At 68.8% G+C, this 16,661-nt stretch carries 14 protein-coding genes; 5 read left to right on the top strand and 9 right to left on the bottom strand.

Annotated features, from left to right (window positions below; genetic code table 11):
* Positions 1-70: 70 nt before the first annotated feature.
* The gene (locus tag HWX31_RS07180) at positions 71-2,938 is read left to right on the top strand and encodes a valine--tRNA ligase (RefSeq protein ID WP_174963722.1); all 2,868 of its coding nucleotides are present in this window, start codon (positions 71-73) and stop codon (positions 2,936-2,938) included.
* An 83-nt stretch (positions 2,939-3,021) separates the two neighbouring features.
* Positions 3,022-3,906: a UTP--glucose-1-phosphate uridylyltransferase GalU gene (gene galU, locus HWX31_RS07175; RefSeq protein WP_059614175.1), complete on the top strand. Its 885-nt coding sequence runs from the start codon at positions 3,022-3,024 to the stop codon at positions 3,904-3,906.
* A 57-nt stretch (positions 3,907-3,963) separates the two neighbouring features.
* Here the strand turns inward: galU and HWX31_RS07170 are convergent, their stop codons facing one another.
* The 9 genes from HWX31_RS07170 to HWX31_RS07130 all read right to left on the bottom strand — a co-directional run bounded on the left by HWX31_RS07170 (position 3,964) and on the right by HWX31_RS07130 (position 13,301).
* On the bottom strand, positions 3,964-4,584 hold the full coding sequence (locus HWX31_RS07170; RefSeq protein WP_174963723.1) for a DUF4136 domain-containing protein: 621 nt from the start codon (positions 4,582-4,584) through the stop codon (positions 3,964-3,966).
* A 36-nt stretch (positions 4,585-4,620) separates the two neighbouring features.
* Complete coding sequence (locus tag HWX31_RS07165) at positions 4,621-7,008, bottom strand: CHASE2 domain-containing protein (RefSeq protein ID WP_174963724.1); 2,388 nt, start codon at positions 7,006-7,008, stop codon at positions 4,621-4,623.
* 10 nt (positions 7,009-7,018) lie between these two features.
* On the bottom strand, positions 7,019-8,401 hold the full coding sequence (locus HWX31_RS07160; protein WP_174963725.1) for a FecR domain-containing protein: 1,383 nt from the start codon (positions 8,399-8,401) through the stop codon (positions 7,019-7,021).
* A gap of 2 nt (positions 8,402-8,403) precedes the next feature.
* Entirely contained in the window at positions 8,404-9,108 is a 705-nt protein-coding gene (locus HWX31_RS07155; RefSeq protein ID WP_042583764.1) for a response regulator transcription factor, read from the bottom strand.
* Positions 9,109-9,371: 263 nt separating this feature from the next.
* Positions 9,372-9,800 carry a hypothetical protein gene (locus HWX31_RS07150; protein ID WP_174963726.1) on the bottom strand — a complete coding sequence of 143 codons (429 nt, stop codon included), beginning with the start codon at positions 9,798-9,800 and terminating at the stop codon, positions 9,372-9,374.
* A 198-nt stretch (positions 9,801-9,998) separates the two neighbouring features.
* Complete coding sequence (locus tag HWX31_RS07145) at positions 9,999-10,226, bottom strand: sulfurtransferase TusA family protein (RefSeq protein WP_174963727.1); 228 nt, start codon at positions 10,224-10,226, stop codon at positions 9,999-10,001.
* 118 nt (positions 10,227-10,344) lie between these two features.
* Entirely contained in the window at positions 10,345-11,382 is a 1,038-nt protein-coding gene (locus tag HWX31_RS07140; RefSeq protein WP_174963728.1) for a Gfo/Idh/MocA family oxidoreductase, read from the bottom strand.
* 19 nt (positions 11,383-11,401) lie between these two features.
* Complete coding sequence (iolG, locus tag HWX31_RS07135; protein WP_174963729.1) at positions 11,402-12,418, bottom strand: inositol 2-dehydrogenase; 1,017 nt, start codon at positions 12,416-12,418, stop codon at positions 11,402-11,404.
* Positions 12,411-13,301 (bottom strand): MurR/RpiR family transcriptional regulator, encoded by an 891-nt coding sequence (locus HWX31_RS07130; protein WP_174963730.1) that lies wholly within the window; start codon positions 13,299-13,301, stop codon positions 12,411-12,413. The genes iolG and HWX31_RS07130 overlap by 8 nt, the downstream gene beginning before the upstream one ends.
* 245 nt (positions 13,302-13,546) lie before the next feature.
* Between HWX31_RS07130 and HWX31_RS07125 the strand changes: the two genes are divergently transcribed.
* The 3 genes from HWX31_RS07125 (at position 13,547) to HWX31_RS07115 (ending at position 16,652) form a co-directional block, all read left to right on the top strand.
* Entirely contained in the window at positions 13,547-14,602 is a 1,056-nt protein-coding gene (locus HWX31_RS07125) for a sugar ABC transporter substrate-binding protein (protein WP_174963731.1), read from the top strand.
* A 96-nt stretch (positions 14,603-14,698) separates the two neighbouring features.
* A complete protein-coding gene (locus tag HWX31_RS07120) occupies positions 14,699-15,835 on the top strand; it encodes an ABC transporter permease (RefSeq protein WP_174963732.1) in 1,137 nt (378 codons plus the stop codon).
* A gap of 13 nt (positions 15,836-15,848) precedes the next feature.
* Positions 15,849-16,652, top strand: coding sequence for an ATP-binding cassette domain-containing protein (locus HWX31_RS07115; protein ID WP_042583757.1), 804 nt, complete (start codon positions 15,849-15,851; stop codon positions 16,650-16,652).
* Positions 16,653-16,661: the final 9 nt, after the last annotated feature.

The following is a 16,661-nucleotide window of genomic DNA, read 5'->3' as shown; positions in this document are numbered from 1 at the left end:
GCCCGGCGCGCGTCGATTTATAATGCAAGGTTCCCGTATCCAACACGCAATTTTCAGCAGATTTCCGACCATGAGCGACAGCACGCTGGCGAAGAGTTTCGAGCCCCACACCATCGAGGCCCAATGGGGGCCGGAGTGGGAAAAACGCGGCTTTGCCGCCCCGGCGTTCGATCCGGACCGGCCCGATTTCGCGATCCAGCTGCCGCCGCCGAACGTCACGGGCACGCTGCACATGGGGCACGCGTTCAACCAGACGATCATGGACGGCCTCACCCGCTATCACCGGATGCTCGGCGAGAACACGCTGTGGGTGCCGGGCACCGACCACGCGGGGATCGCGACCCAGATCGTCGTCGAGCGCCAGCTCGACGCGCAGGGCGTGTCGCGCCACGACCTCGGCCGCGAGCAGTTCGTCGAGCGCGTGTGGGACTGGAAGCAGCAGTCCGGCTCGACGATCACGGGCCAGGTGCGCCGCCTCGGCGCATCGACCGACTGGTCGCGCGAATACTTCACGATGGACGACAAGATGTCGGCCGCCGTGCGCGACGTGTTCGTCACGCTCTATGAACAGGGCCTGATCTATCGCGGCAAGCGCCTCGTCAACTGGGATCCGGTGCTGCTGACCGCGGTGTCCGACCTCGAAGTCGCGAGCGAGGAAGAGAACGGCCACCTGTGGCACATCCGCTACCCGCTCGTCGACGGCTCGGGCACGCTGACCGTCGCGACCACCCGCCCCGAGACGATGCTCGGCGACGTCGCGCTGATGGTCCATCCGGAAGACGAGCGCTACAAGCACCTGATCGGCCGGCTCGTGAAGCTGCCGCTGACCGACCGCGAGATCCCGGTGATCGCCGACGACTACGTCGATCGCGAATTCGGCACCGGCGTCGTGAAGGTCACGCCCGCGCACGACTTCAACGACTACCAGGTCGGCCTGCGCCACCACCTCGCGCCGATCGAGATCCTGACGCTCGACGCGAAGATCAACGACAACGGCCCCGAGCAATACCGCGGCCTCGACCGCTTCGACGCGCGCAAGGCGATCGTGGCCGACCTCGATGCGCAGGGCTTCCTCGAATCCGTGAAGCCGCACAAGCTGATGGTGCCGCGCGGCGACCGCACGGGCGTCGTGATCGAGCCGATGCTGACCGACCAGTGGTTCGTCGCGATGACGAAGCCGGCGCCGCAAGGCACGTTCAACCCAGGCAAGTCGATCACCGAGACGTCGCTCGACGTCGTGCGCAACGGCCAGATCAAGTTCGTCCCGGAAAACTGGACGACCACCTACTACCAGTGGCTCGAGAACATCCAGGACTGGTGCATCTCGCGCCAGCTGTGGTGGGGCCACCAGATCCCCGCGTGGTACGGCGAGAACGGCGAGGTGTTCGTCGCGCGCAGCGAGGAAGACGCGCGCGCGCAGGCCGCCGCGAAGGGCTACACGGGCGCGCTGAAGCGCGACGACGACGTGCTCGACACGTGGTTCTCGTCGGCGCTCGTGCCGTTCTCGTCGCTCGGCTGGCCGAACGAAACGCCTGAACTGAAGCACTTCCTGCCGTCGTCGGTGCTCGTCACCGGCTTCGACATCATCTTCTTCTGGGTCGCCCGGATGGTGATGATGACGACCCACTTCACGGGCAAGGTGCCGTTCCACACCGTGTACGTGCACGGCCTCGTGCGCGACTCGGAAGGCCAGAAGATGTCGAAGAGCAAGGGCAACACGCTCGACCCGATCGACATCGTCGACGGCATCGACCTCGAAACGCTGGTCGCGAAGCGCACGACCGGCCTGATGAACCCGAAGCAGGCCGCGACGATCGAGAAGAAGACACGCAAGGAATTCCCGGACGGCATCGCCGCGTTCGGCACCGATGCGCTGCGCTTCACGATGGCGTCGATGGCGACGCTCGGCCGCAACGTGAACTTCGACCTCGCGCGCTGCGAAGGCTACCGCAACTTCTGCAACAAGCTGTGGAACGCGACGCGCTTCGTGCTGATGAACTGCGAAGGCCACGACTGCGGGCTCGACAAGCCGGAAGTCTGCGGCGCGAGCGACTGCGGCCCGGGCGGCTATCTCGACTTCTCGGCGGCCGACCGCTGGATCGTGTCGCTGCTGCAGCGCACCGAGGCCGACATCGCGAAGGGCTTCGCGGACTACCGCTTCGACAACATCGCGAACAGCATCTACAAGTTCGTGTGGGACGAGTACTGCGACTGGTATCTCGAACTCGCGAAGGTGCAGATCCAGAACGGCACGCCCGAGCAGCAACGCGCGACGCGCCGCACGCTGCTGCGCGTGCTGGAAACGGTGCTGCGCCTCGCGCACCCGATCATCCCGTTCATCACCGAGGCGCTCTGGCAGAAGGTCGCGCCGCTCGCGGGCCGCTATCCGCAAGGCAAGGCCGAGGGCGTTGCGTCGCTGATGACGCAGGCCTACCCGCTCGCCGATCTCGAGAAGATCGACGAGGCGTCCGAGCAATGGGCGGCCGACCTGAAGACGATCATCGACGCGTGCCGCAACCTGCGCGGCGAGATGAACCTGTCGCCGGCGACCAAGGTGCCGCTGCTCGCGGCGGGCGAAGCCGAGCGCCTGCGCGGGTTCGCGCCGTACGTGCAGGCGCTCGCGCGCCTGTCCGACGTGCAGATCCTCGCGGACGAAGCCGCGCTCGACAAGGAAGCACATGGCGCGCCGATCGCGATCGTCGGCCAGAACAAGCTGGTGCTGAAGGTGGAAATCGACGTCGCGGCGGAGCGCGAGCGCCTGTCGAAGGAAGTCGCGCGCCTGACGGGCGAGATCACGAAGTGCAATGCGAAGCTCGGCAACGAGGCGTTCGTCGCGAAAGCGCCGCCCGCGGTCGTCGAGCAGGAGCAGAAGCGCCTCGCCGAATTCCGGACGACGCTCGAGAAACTGCGCGCGCAGCTCGAACGGTTGCCGGCGTAACAATCCGTAAGGCTGTTTGCGCTCACTATAATGCGGGCGCGAACATAATCCGCAGTGTCGATTACAGGAACAAAGGTCCGATCATGTTGAAAGTCACCAAGGCAGTATTCCCGGTCGCCGGCCTCGGAACACGCTTCCTGCCCGCGACGAAGGCCAGCCCGAAGGAAATGCTGCCCGTCGTCGACAAGCCGTTGATCCAGTACGCGGTCGAGGAAGCGATCGCCGCCGGCATCACGGAAATGATCTTCGTCACCGGTCGCAGCAAGCGCGCGATCGAGGACCATTTCGACAAGTCATACGAAATCGAAGCGGAACTCGAGGCGCGCGGCAAGGAAAAGCTGCTGGAGCTGGTGCGCAGCATCAAGCCGAGCCACGTCGACTGCTTCTACGTGCGCCAGCCGGAAGCGCTCGGCCTCGGCCACGCGGTGCTGTGCGCGGAGAAGCTCGTCGCGGACAACCCGTTCGCGGTGATCCTCGCCGACGACCTGCTCGACGGCAACCCGCCCGTGATGAAGCAGATGGTCGACGTGTTCGACCACTATCACAGCTCGGTGATCGGCGTCGAAGAGATCCCGCCGTCGGAGACGAAGTCGTACGGCATCGTCGACGGCAAGGAATGGGAGGAGTCGATCATCAAGATGTCGGCGATCGTCGAGAAGCCGGAGCCGGATGTCGCGCCGTCGAACCTCGGCGTGGTCGGCCGCTACATCCTGAAGCCGCGGATCTTCGAGCACCTGCGCGCGCTGAAGCCGGGCGCGGGCGGCGAGCTGCAGCTGACCGACGCGATCGAGGCGCTGCTCGCCGACGAGCAGGTGCTGGCTTACAAGTACCAAGGCACCCGCTACGACTGCGGCAGCAAGCTCGGCTACCTGAAGGCGACCGTCGAATTCGCGCTGCGCCACCCGGAAGTCGGCACGGAGTTCGACGCGTACCTGCGCACGCGCGGCGTGACGCAACCCGCCGCGTAACTGCGGCACGGGCCCGCGGCACCGCGGGCCCCGCACCCGGCACGGCCGCCGGCGCGCTCAGCGCGCGGCAGCCGGCTTCACCGAGACGACGCCCGGCATGCCGCCCGCGTCGTCTTTTTTCGTTTTCGTCTCGACGAGCCAGCCGCCGCCCGCTTCGAACGGCAGCTTCGCGAGCGCGCTCGTGACGAGCGCCGGCGCGGCGTGCTGCGCGCCCGGCTCGCGATCGCGCAGCGCGGCCGACACGCGATAGACGTCCGCGCCCGACTTCGCGTCGACGAACCGCAGCGTCAGCACGTGCCGATAGACCTTGCCGGCGAACGGCAGCCCGAACGGCGCCGGCCCGTCGACCGCGACGCACGCGCTGCTCGCGCCGCCGCACCGCTCGGCCGTGGCCGCGACCGCCGCAGGCTGGGTCGCGTAGGCGATCGACAGCCGGTAGCGCGCGTCCTTGAGCGGCTGCGCATCGAAGCCGCGACGCGCGAGCTCGCCGTGCACGAGTGTCTCGATCTGCCGGTATTGCTCGTCGCCCGCCTGCGCGTCGGTGCGCACGAAGCCGTAGCCGTGCGCGCCCGACGCGAATGCGTCCGGCTGCCCGACCGCGCTCACGCCGGTGGTCACGCCGGCGCAACCCGTCAACAGCGCCGCCGCCAGCGCGGCCGCCGCCCATTCGTGTTTCATGACATTCCCCATTGCTTGCCGCCGCGCCCGGCCCTGTCAGGCGGGCGGCTCGTCGATCATGGGCAGCGCCACCGTCACCGCGGTGCCGACGCCCACTTCGCTTTCGACCGTCACGTTGCCGCCGTGGCGCGTGACGACCGTCTTCACGAATGCCATGCCGAGCCCGGAACCCGAAATCTCGGGCCGCTCGCCGGCATGGAACCGCTTGAAACGTTCGAACAGATGCCGCTGGTCTTCCGGCGTAATGCCGTACCCCTGATCGCGAATCGTACAGAACATCCGCTTCGACGCGTGCCCGATCGACAGCGTACACGCGATCACGGTATCGGTCGGACTGTACTTGACCGCGTTGTTCAGCAGGTTGACGAACGCGCGCGTGATCAGCGAACGGTCCGCGCGCACCCAGCACATCTCGCCGCCGATGTCCGTGTCGATGCGGATGCGCTTGGCCTGCGCCTGCGGCCACACCTCGTCGCTCGCGTCGATCAGCACGTCGACGAAGCTCGTCGCCTCGAACTGGTACGCCTGCGATTCCGCGCGCGCGAGCTGCACGAACTCGTCGGCGAGCGACAGCGCGCGGTGCGCATAGCGCTCGATCCGCGCGAGCAGCCGGCGCACGTCGTCGGACTCGACGCGCTGCCGCTCGATCTCGACGAGCGCGAGGATCGACGACTGCGGCGAGCGCATGTCGTGCGACAGCAGGTGCAGGGCTTCCTCGCGCTGGCGCTCGGCCGCATGCAGCTCGGTCACGTCGACGAGGCCGGCGATCCAGCCGGTCACGCGCCCCTGCGCGTTCGTGCACGGCGCGTAGCGTAGCAGATGATCGAGACCGTCGCGATCGCGCACCTCGATGCCCCGCTCCATCGCGTCGTTGTCCGCCTCGAGCGTCGGGTCGAGCGCGGCCGGCCAGCGCTGGCTGATCGCGGCGTCGTGCTCGGCGTTGCCGTCGACCGTCTTCACGAACGCCAGCTCGCCGAGCGCGGCGCGCAGCGGCCGCCCCTCCGGCAGCGGCAGCGCGAGCCGCGCCCCGTAGCGCTTCGCCGCGTGATTCGCGATCAGCACGGTGCCGGCCAGGTCGGTGACGAAAATCGGCTCGGGCATACTGTCGAGGCTGTCCCAGACGAAGCGCTTCATGTCCTGCACGCGCTGCGCGGCCTGCGCCATCAGCGCCATCTGCCGCTCCAGCAGGTCGCCGCCGACGCTCTGCGTGCGCGGCGCCTCCGGCAGCAGGTGCGGTTCGTCGGCCAGCCGCTGCAGCTCGCGGCGCAGGTACGCCATCGTCATCTCGAGCCGCCGCCAGTTCCAGATCGGGTACACGGCGATCAGCCCGAAGATCGCCGGCGCGGGCGACAGCCAGAGCCGCCCTTCGTACAGCAGCGCCGCGCTCACGATGACGGCCAGCCCCGCGAGACTCAGCGTCAGCAGCAGCGCGCGCCACGGCGACAGCATCAGGAAGCCGGCCAGCAGCACCGCGAGCGGCAGCAGCGACGCGGCGAACAGGCCCGCGCGCGACACCGGCGAAATCGCCCGGCCGGTCGTCAGCATGTCGAGCACGCCGGCATGGATGTAGACCCCCGCGAGCGGCCCGAAGTCGCCGGACACGGGCGTCGCGAAACGATCGTACAGGCCCGACGCGGTCACGCCGACGACGACGATCTTGCCGCGCAGCGCGTCCGGCGGCACGCGAGCGTGCAGCACGTCGTCGAACGACAGCGACGGATACGCGGGCGTGTTGCGGCTGAACGGGATCAGGTAGCGGCCCTCGCCGCGCGCGTCGCGCGACAGGTCGTGCCCGCGCGCGAGCGGCGCGCCGCTCGCCGGATGCAGCTTGCCGGCCCCGAGCGCGTCGAACACGGGCACCATCAGCTGCGGCCAGCGCGTGCTGCCGTCGCTTTCGAACAGCGCGACGCTGCGCACGATGCCGTCGGGATCGACTTCGAGATTGATGTGGCCGAGGCCCGCGGCGCGCGCCGCGAGCGCCGGCACCGGCGGATCGACGGTGCGCGTGCCGTCCGCGCGCTCGGGGCTCAGCAGGATCGGCAGGAAGGTCGGCACCCGGCCGAGTTCGTCGGCGAACGCACGATCGTCGGCCGACGGCTCCGTGAACAGCACGTCGTAGACCACGGCGGCCGGCTTCGCGCGCGCGAGCGCGTCGAGCAGCCGCGCATGCACGTCGCGCGGCCACGGCCAGCGGCCGAGCGCCGCGACGCTCTGGTTGTCGATGTCGACCACCACGATGTCGGGCGACAGCGGCAGGCTGCGCAGCATCAGCAGGCGGTCGTAGATCAGGCCGTCGACGCTCGTCGACGCGCGCCCGAGCGCGCACGCGAGGATCACCGCGATCCCGAGGCAGCCGATCGCGATCCATTCGATGAGGAAGCGGCGGCCAAGGCGCCGCCGCGGGGAAACGGAGTCGGGTTTCATGCGCCGCGGGTCAGCGCGACAGCGTGAACGCGCCGACCGGACTCGTCTTCTCGTAGAAGCGGCCGCCGTCGAATTCCTCGACGATCACCGCCCAGAAATACTCGCCGGGCGGCAGGTGCGCGACGGTGATCTGCCGCGCCTGCAGGCCGACCTCGTCGACGACCGGCGCGCTCAGGTCCTTCGACCTCGACAGCACGAACCGGTAGCGCGCATTCGCGGCGGCGCCGTTCGACGACCAGCGGAACTCGTAGCCGCCGGGGCCGGGCGTCGCGGTCGCGTCGAGCCCCATCAGGCGCCGCTCGAACGCGTAGGTGCGCGGCCGCCCTTCGAGACCGTTCTCGTCGATCGCCGCGATCCGCACGAAAAACGTACCGTTCGGCACGTTGCGGAACACCGCGCGCGGCGCATCCGTGCGGGTCTGGCTGAACAGGTCGAGCAGCCCGGCGTCGTGCGCCAGCTGCACGTGATACGCGTGGGCGCGGGCGAGCGGCGCGATCTCGAACGCGACGTCGGGCTCGTCCTGCACCTTGGCCGGCGCCGTGAGCGCCGGCGCGGGCAGCAGCTCGACCGGGGCGCCGATCGCGCCCGACGACGTCGCGACGCTGCCGTAGTTCGCAGGCACGAGCGTCGCGTCGGCCGGACGCCGGCTGCGCGCGACACCCACCGCGCCGTCGAGCACCTCGACGCGCGTCGTCGCGTTGCCGGCGGCGTCGTAGTTGACCCGGAAGCGCGTGCCGCGCACGCCGGCCACGACCGACGGCGAGCGGATCTGGAAGCGGTCGTCGCGCTTCTTCAGGTGAGTGACTTCGCTGTCGACGGTTCCGCGCGTCAGCTCGAACTCGCGGTCGAGGGTACCCGTCAGCACGGTGCGGCGCAGCATCTTCAGGTCGAGCTGGCTGTCGGGCGGCAGGCTCAGGTGCGTGCCGTCGGCGAGCTCGAGCGTCACGAAGCCGTTCGCGCCGGTGCGCACGCGGTCGCCTTCGGTCAGCGTCGCATTGACCGCAAGCGGTGCGAACGCTTCGCCGGACGTGCGCTCGGCGGCCCCCTGCACCGCGACGACGCGGGCGGACAACTGCTCCTTGCGCAGCCGCGCGACCGGCAGCTTCAGCGCAAGGCCGGGCTGCAGGCGCTTCGGCGCGGGCACGCCGTTCATCTGCGCGAGCACCTGCCAGTCGTCCGGGCCCTGCAGGTAGCGCTCGGCAACGTCATACAGCGTGTCGCCTGCGCGCGTCGTATAGACGACCGTCTTGCCGGCCGCGCGGGGCCGCGACTGCGCGGCCGCCGGCTGGGCCGCGACGGCCGCCGCGAGCAGGCACGCCGCGCCGAGGGCCGCGGCGCGCAAACGCGCCGCGCGCAGGCTCGGCGCGCCCGACGTGCGTTGGGCGCTCCCCATGATCACTCCGATTCCCCTTGGCCGACCCGCTCGAGCCGGTAGCCGTAGCCGTAGATCGGCGCAAGGCGGTAGCCGTTCTCCGGGCGCAGGCCGAGCTTCGTGCGCAGCATCGAGATGTGCGTGTCCATCGTGCGCGACGGGATGTCGGTCGCCTGCTTCCACACGAGGTCGAGAATGTGCGCGCGCGACAGCGGCCGGTCCAGGTGCTGGAACAGCAGCAGCGCGAGCTCGAATTCCTTCTGCGTGAGGCTCACCGGCTTGTCGCCGACGTAGGCCTGCTTCAGGTTCACGTCGAAGCGGAACTGGTCGAATTCGCGCACCGCCGCCTCGACGTTGACCGGATACGCGCGGCGCAGCAGCGAGCCGATGCGCGCGCGCAGGATCGGGCCGGACACCGGCTTGACGACGTAATCGTCCGCGCCGGCGTTGAGAATCTGCGTGATTCCCGCTTCGTCGTCGCGGCTCGTCATGAAGATGATCGGCAGGCTGTGCTCGGTCTGATTGGCGCGCACCCACTTCAGCACTTCCTCGCCGGACATGTCGGGCACGTTCCAGTCGAGCACGAGCAGATCGAAGGTTTCGCGCTGCAAGCGCTTCTTCAGCGCCTTGCCTTCCTTGAAGGCGTAGCAGGTATGGCCCGCGGCCGTCAGCGTTTGACTGACGAAGTCCGTCTGGGCCGGGTCGTCATCCAGTACAGCAATTCTCATAGCACCCCGCAAAACGAAATCCAGTTCGACTCCTCGCGCTCACCGCGGCACCGCCTGTGGCGGCGCACTGGCGCCGGGCCCGGCAGCGGGCCGCGTTCCCGCGGCGCGCACCACGCGCGCGAGCGAACGAACCCGGCCTATATCTCAAAAACGGGGCGCGGACGAACCGGCGATTCCACCATAGTAGTATGAAAATCGCCAAGGATTTGCGCGGCAGGCCGCCCTTTCTTCGAATAATCCTTCCCGAAACGCAATCGGCGCGCCTATTCGACCCCTGCCGCGCAGTCGTCCGATTCGTCGGCCGACTCATCAGCCGACTCATCGGCCTGCTCGCGCGGCTGCCGCAGCAACGACTGCCGCAGCAACCCCAGCAACTGCCCGCGCACCCGCTCCCATGCCGCGGCGGCGTAGTCGGGCTGACTCGCCGCCCATGCATGGGCCAGGTCGAACACGCGCTCGACAGTCGCCGCACACTGCGTGACGCCGGCTTCCCCGTCCGGCAGCGCGTCGCGCAGCCATTCGGCCAGCCACGGCATCTCCGCCGCGACCGAATCCGCATAGGCTTCCAGCGCGGCGCGCGCATGACGGTCGCGTTGCGGGTCGAGCTCGACTCGGCCCAACCCGGTTGCGCACGCAGGCGCGGTGTGTTTCGCTTCGGACGGACTTCGATTGGTCCCCGGTCTGAAGGGCATGTCCTCTCCCCGTGTGCGACGGCAGCGTCAGGCATGGCCCCCGTGCCCGCCTCGAATCGACGTACCGCGACCGAAGCATCCGTTGAGTGCGGACGACCGGCCGGCTCAGTATACGTAGCGTGCGGCACAGCGAGGTTTAAGAATTGTCAGAAACACGGCCGCGCCGGAGCAGGCACGGCCGGAACCGGGCGGCGCCGGTCAGCGGCGGCGCATCAGGAACACGAAGGTCTTGTCCTGGGTCGTCGATTCGAGGATCTCGTTGCCCGTCTGTTTCGCGAACGCGGCGAAATCGCGCTGCGAGCCGGGATCGGTCGCAAGCACCTTGAGGATCTGCCCGCTTTCCATGTCCGCGAGCGCTTTCTTCGCGCGCAGGATCGGCAGCGGGCAATTGAGCCCGCGCGCATCCACTTCCTTGTGAATCTGCATCGGCTTTCGACCTTCGAATGGCGCGCCGCGTGCGGCGCTGGAGGAAGCGGGGATTTTACCGCAGCGCCGCCGGGGCTGCCGGAGCCCCGGGCAGCCCGCCCTCCAGCCGCCCTGCCCGCTACAGGTCGACCGACCGGCCGGTTTCGAGCGCGGTGCGCAGCGCGTGGCCGATCCGCGTCGCCTCGAGCGCGTCGGCGAGGGTCGCCGCGCCGGTGTCGCGCGCACCGTTGACCGCCGCGACGAACGCCTGCGCCTCGAGCAGGAACGCCTCCTCGAAGCGTTCGAAGAAGCTCGGCGTGCACGTATTGCGGATGCCGAACTTGTCGTAGATCTCGACGCGGTTCGCGCGCGGGTTCGCGCCGATCGTCAGCGCGCCGGCCGTGCCGATCACGTCCGAGTGCGTGTCGTTGCCGTGCGCCATCGTGCGCGACGCGTAGAACATCGCGAGGCGCCCGTCGTCGAACTCGCAGATCGCGACGCCGTTGTCGACGTCGCCGCACGCGCGCAGCCCGTCGTGCAGCGCGATCGTGCCCGCCGCGAACACGCGCTTCGCGCGCGGCCCGCCGAGCAGCCAGCGCGCGACGTCGATGTCGTGCACCGTGCAGTCGAGGAAGATCCCGCCGGAGGTCGGCGCGAAACGCACGAAGAAGCCGTCGGGGTCGTTCCGGTCGCAGGTCTGCGAGCGCACCAGGAACGGCCGGCCGATCTGCCCGGCCGCGACCCTCGCGTAAGCATCCCGATAGCTCGGATCGAAGCGGCGCATGAAGCCGATCGTCGCCTGCAGGTGCGGTCGCGCGGCCGCTTCCGCGAGCACCCGCTCGCACTCGGCGAGATCGAGCGACAGCGGCTTCTCGCAGAACACGTGCTTGCCCGCGGCGAGCGCGGCGACGATCTGGTCCGCGTGCAGCGCCGACGGCGTGACGAGCCACACCGCGTCCAGCTCGGGATCGGCGACGAACGACGCGAAATCCTGATGCACGCGCGGCACGCCGAGCGCGTCGCGCGCCCACGCGCATTCGTCGGCGACCGGGCTGCACGCGGCCGCGAGCACCGCGCCCGGCACGCGGCGCGCGAGGTTTTCCGCGTGGCGGCGGCCGAGCCGGCCGAGGCCGGCGATGCCGATGCGCACCGGCGCGGGTCGGGTCGATGAAGTCATCAGCTCGCCCTCCCCGGGGTCAGTCCGCGCCGCCGAGCCGGATCGCGCGCCCTTCGCGCCACGAACGGGTCGCGGCTTCCGCAAGCTCGAGCGCCTTCACGCCGTCGGCGATCGTCGTGCGCACCGGCTCGCCGCGCGCGACCGCCGCGAAGAAGTGCTCGATCTCGCGCGCATAGGCCACCCGATAGCGCTCGAGGAAGAACGCCTCGGGCAGGTCGGTCGACACCGCGCGCGCCGAATAGCCGGTCACTTCCGTCGGCCGCACGTTGCCGGCCTGCAGCATCCCCGCACTGCCGAGCACCTCGAAGCGCTGGTCGTAGCCGTATGCGGCGCGCCGCGCGGTGTTGATCTGGCACAGCCGGCCGCGCTTCGTGCGGATCGTCACCGCGGTGGAATCGATGTCGCCCGCGTCGGCGATCGCCGGGTCGGACAGGCAGCTGCCGGTCGCGTGGATCGTGTCGGCGTCGTCGTCGAGGATCCAGCGGAAGATGTCGAAATCGTGGATCAGCATGTCCTTGAAGATGCCGCCCGAATGCCTGATGTAGTCGACGGGCGGCGCGCCCGGGTCGCGGCTCGTGACCACCAGCATCTCGGGCGCGCCGATCTCGCCCGCGTCGATGCGCGCCTTGACCGCCTCGAAGGTCGGATCGAAGCGGCGCTGGAAACCGATCATGCAGACGACGCCCGCCTGCGCGACCGCCCGCTCGCACGCGCGGGCCCGCTCGACGCTCAGGTCGACCGGCTTCTCGCAGAACACGTGCTTGCCCGCCGCGGCCGACTGCAGGATCAGGTCCGCGTGCGTGTCGGTGCTCGAGCAGACGACGCTCGCGCCCACCGTCGGATCGCCGAGCGCCGCGTCGCGATCGACCGCAAGCGCGCCGTGCTGTGCGGCGAGCGCGTCGGCGGCCGCCCGGTTCACGTCGACGACGTACTTGAGCCGCACGCCCGGCTGGCGCGCGAGGTTGCCTGCGTGTATGCGGCCGATCCGGCCCGCGCCGAACACGGCGACGTCGAGGGTCGCCCGTTGGTCAGTCATCGTATCCTCCAGTCTCTTTCGCTTCTTCTACGTTCAATTCCAGCCGGTACGCGAGCGCGATGAACAGCGCCTGGCACAGGCAGATCGTGCTGGTCAGCGAACGGAACGCGAACGCGCTCCCCTCCTTCACCAGCAAATGGGCGCCCGCGTCGCGCACGAGCGGCGACAGGCGGCTGTCGGTGATCACCAGCGTCTGCGCATGGTTGTGGCGCGCCGCCCGCAGGCAGTACTGGGTTTCCTTGCCGTACGGCGCGAAGCTGATCGCGATCACGACGTCGCCCTTGCGCACGCTGCGGATCTGCTCGCGATACATCCCGCCGAGGCCGGACACGAGATGCACGCGCTTGGCCGTATGTTGCAGCGCATACACGATGTAGCTCGCGACCGGGAACGAGCGGCGCACGCCGATCACGTAGATGTTCTCGGCGCGCTCGAGCATCGTCACCGCCGCGTCGAACTGGCCGTCGTCGAGGCCGGCCGCGAGCTCGTCGAGCCCCGCGCGCGACGCGTCGATGAACTCGCGCGCGACCGAGCCGCCCGACAGCGGGCCGGCCGTCTCGTCGATCAGCCGGCGGATGCGCTGCTGGTAGCTCTGCGCGGTCGGGTTCTGGCCCGTGTACGCGTGCCTGAACACCGCCTGCAGGTCCGAAAAGCCGGAAAAGCCGAAGCGCTGCGCGAAGCGCACGACCGCGGACGGATGCACGCCGCAGCGCTCGGCGATGTCGCTCGTGCGGTCCATCATCACGCTCGCGCGGTGCTCGTCGATGTACGACGCGATGCTCTTCAATTGGCGCGGCAGCGAATCGTAGGCGTCGGTGATGCGCCGCAGCAGCGCATCAACGTCGGGCGCGGCGGCGGCATCGGGAGTGGAATCGTCTTGCATGGGATGGTCGGCTCGCAAGGCGCGGCGGGGCCGCCCGCGCCGGGTTGTGTCGTCTCCTTCGTGAACCGAGTATAGACACGCCCCCCTCGAAATGGAACAAATTTTCCATACACAATGAAAATAAAATTTTCTTTGCATTCACTGTCGACTTGACCTACGCTTGCTCGTGAACGCGGCGGCTTTGCATCACCGCGCATCACCGCGCCGCGTCGATCCAAGAACGACAGACAGAGAAAGGTGGAGACATGAGACTTTGCTTGGGCAAGGCTGCCGTCCGGGCCATCGCTGCAACGTTCGCCGTCGCGGCGGCGGCCGGGCTCGCCGCGCCGGCGGCGCAGGCCGACGGCCCCAACGGCCACTTCGTGCTGGTGAGCCACGCGCCCGATTCCGATTCGTGGTGGAACACGATCAAGAACGCGATCAAGCAGGCCGACGAGGATTTCGACGTGAAGACCGACTACCGCAATCCGCCGAACGGCGACATCGCGGACATGGCGCGTCTGATCGAGCAGTCGGCCGCGCGCGACTACGACGGCGTGATCACGACGATCGCCGACTACGACGTACTGAAGAACTCGCTCGGCAAGGTCACCGCGAAGAAGATCCCGCTCGTCACGATCAACTCGGGCACCGAGGAACAGAGCGCGCAACTCGGCGCGATCATGCACGTCGGCCAGCCCGAATACTTCGCGGGCCACGCGGCCGGCGAGAAGGCGAAGGCCGCTGGCGTGAAGTCGTTCCTGTGCGTGAACCACATCGCGACCAACAGCGTGTCGTTCGACCGCTGCCGCGGCTTCGCGGACGCGATCGGCGCCGACTACAAGACCTCGACGATCGATTCGGGCCAGGACCCGACCGAGATCCAGTCGAAGGTCAGCGCGTACCTGCGCAACCACCCGAACACGCAGGCGATCCTCACGCTCGGCCCGGTGCCGGCCGCGGCGTCGCTGAAGGCGGTCCAGCAGATGGGGCTCGGCGGCAAGCTCTACTTCGCGACGTTCGATTTCTCGGACGACATCGCGAAGGCGATCCGCGCGGGCACGATCCAGTTCGCGATCGACCAGCAGCCGTACCTGCAGGGCTACATCCCGGTCGCCGTGCTCGCGATCGCGAGGAAGAACAAGACGACCGACCCCGCGAAGATCCGCCAGCTCCTCGAGGCGAACCCGAGGTTCCAGGCGCGCATGTCGACCTACGGCCTGCAGCCGTCGTACGGCCCGAAGAACATCCGCTCGGGTCCCGGCTTCATCACGAAGGACAACCTCGACAAGGTCGTGAAGTACGCGGGCCAGTATCGCTGACGCCCGGCCGTTCGGTTCGTCGCGCGGCGCAGCGCCGCGCGCTTCACCGGCGACGCGGGGTTTCCCGCCCCGCCCGCCGGGCATCAAGGAGACATCATGGGTGTAGCCGGTAAGCATCTGTCCGCGCATTCGCCTCAGCCGGAGGCGCGCGCCGACGAGCGCGTGCGCAACGAAGCGTGGTTCCAGCGCTTCCTCAACCGTCCCGAATTCGCCGCGATCTCCGGCGCCGTGCTGGTGTTCGCGGTGTTCGCGCTCGGCGCGGGCGGGTCGGGCATGTTCAACCTCGACGGCATCATGAACTGGTCGCAGGTCGCGGCCTACCTCGGCATCCTCGCGGTCGGCGCGTGCCTGCTGATGGTCGCGGGCGAATTCGACCTGTCGATCGGCTCGATGATCGGCTTCGCGGGCATGATGGTCGCGATCCCGACCGCGTACTTCCACTGGCCGATCTGGGGCGCGGTGATCTTCGCGTTCGCGGGCTCGATGGCGCTCGGCGCGCTGAACGGCTACCTCGTGATGCGCACGCGGCTGCCGTCGTTCATCGTCACGCTCGCGTTCCTGTTCATCCTGCGCGGCCTCACGCTCGCGCTGTCGATCATGTTCGCGGACCGCACGATCATCTCGGGGCTCGGCGACATCGCGCACGAGGACTGGCTCACGCACACGCTGTTCCAGGGCGTCGCGTTCCACGACCTGTTCCGCTGGCTCGCGCAGCACGGCCTCGGCCGCACGCTCGACAACGGCGAGCCGCTGGTGCCGGGCGTGCCGAAGGTGATCCTGTGGTGGTTCGCCGTCACCGCGATCGGCGCGTTCGTGCTCGCGAAGACGCGCTACGGCAACTGGATCCTCGCGGTCGGCGGCGACGCGAACGCCGCGAAGAACGTCGGCGTGCCGGTGCGCCGCGTGAAGATCTCGCTGTTCGTGCTGACCGCGTTCTGCGCGTGCCTGTTCGCGGTGCTGCAGGTCGCCGACATCGGCTCGGCCGCCGCGGACCGCGGGCTGCAGAAGGAGTTCGAGGCGATCATCGCGGCCGTGATCGGCGGCACGCTGCTCACGGGCGGCTACGGCTCGGTCGTCGGCGCCGCGTTCGGCGCGCTGATCTTCGGCGTCGTGCAGATCGGCATCACGTACACCAACATCAGCTCCGACTGGTTCCGCGTGTTCCTCGGCGTGATGCTGCTGATCGCGGTGCTGTTCAACCACTACGTGCGCCGGCGCGTGTCGCAATCGTAACGGGAGGCTTGCCATGTCCACTGTACAGACCGGCGACGACACGATCCTCGCGCTCGAGAACGTCAGCAAGTATTTCGGCAAGGTGATCGCGCTGTCGGACGTGACGCTGCGCCTGAAGCGCGGCGAGGTGCACTGCCTGCTGGGCGACAACGGCGCCGGCAAGTCGACGCTGATCAAGACGCTCGCGGGCGTGCATGCGCCGTCGGAGGGCCAGTACCTGGTCGACGGCCGGCCCGTGCATTTCGAATCGCCGAAGGACGCGCTCGACCTCGGCATCGCGACCGTCTACCAGGATCTCGCGCTCGTGCCGCTGCTGTCGGTCGCGCGCAATTTCTTCATGGGCCGCGAGCCGCAGAAGAAGCTGTTCGGCTTCCTCAACGTGATGGACCTCGATACGAGCGCCGAGATCGCGCGCGCGAAGCTCGCCGAGATGGGCATCCACGTGCGCGACCCGCACCAGCCGATCGGCACGATGTCGGGCGGCGAGCGGCAGTGCCTCGCGATCGCCCGTGCGATCCACTTCGGCGCGCGCGTGCTGATCCTCGACGAACCGACCGCCGCGCTCGGCGTCAAGCAGAGCTTCAACGTGCTGAAGCTGATCCACACCGCGCGCGCGAAAGGCATCTCGGTGATCTTCATCACGCACAACGTGCATCACGCGTACCCGATCGGCGATTCGTTCACGCTGCTCAATCGCGGCCGTTCGCTCGGCACCTTCACGAAAGAGACGATCAGCAAGGACGAAGTGCTCGACATGATGGCGGGCGGCGCCGAAATGCAGAAGATGATCAGCGAGCTCGACGGCGCGGTGATCTAACCCAGGATT

The sequence above is a fragment of the Burkholderia ubonensis genome, assembly GCF_902833085.1.
Classification (GTDB): domain Bacteria; phylum Pseudomonadota; class Gammaproteobacteria; order Burkholderiales; family Burkholderiaceae; genus Burkholderia; species Burkholderia ubonensis.
The sequence above is the reverse complement of the archived record's forward strand: the minus strand, read 5'-3'. Positions and strand labels throughout refer to the sequence as shown.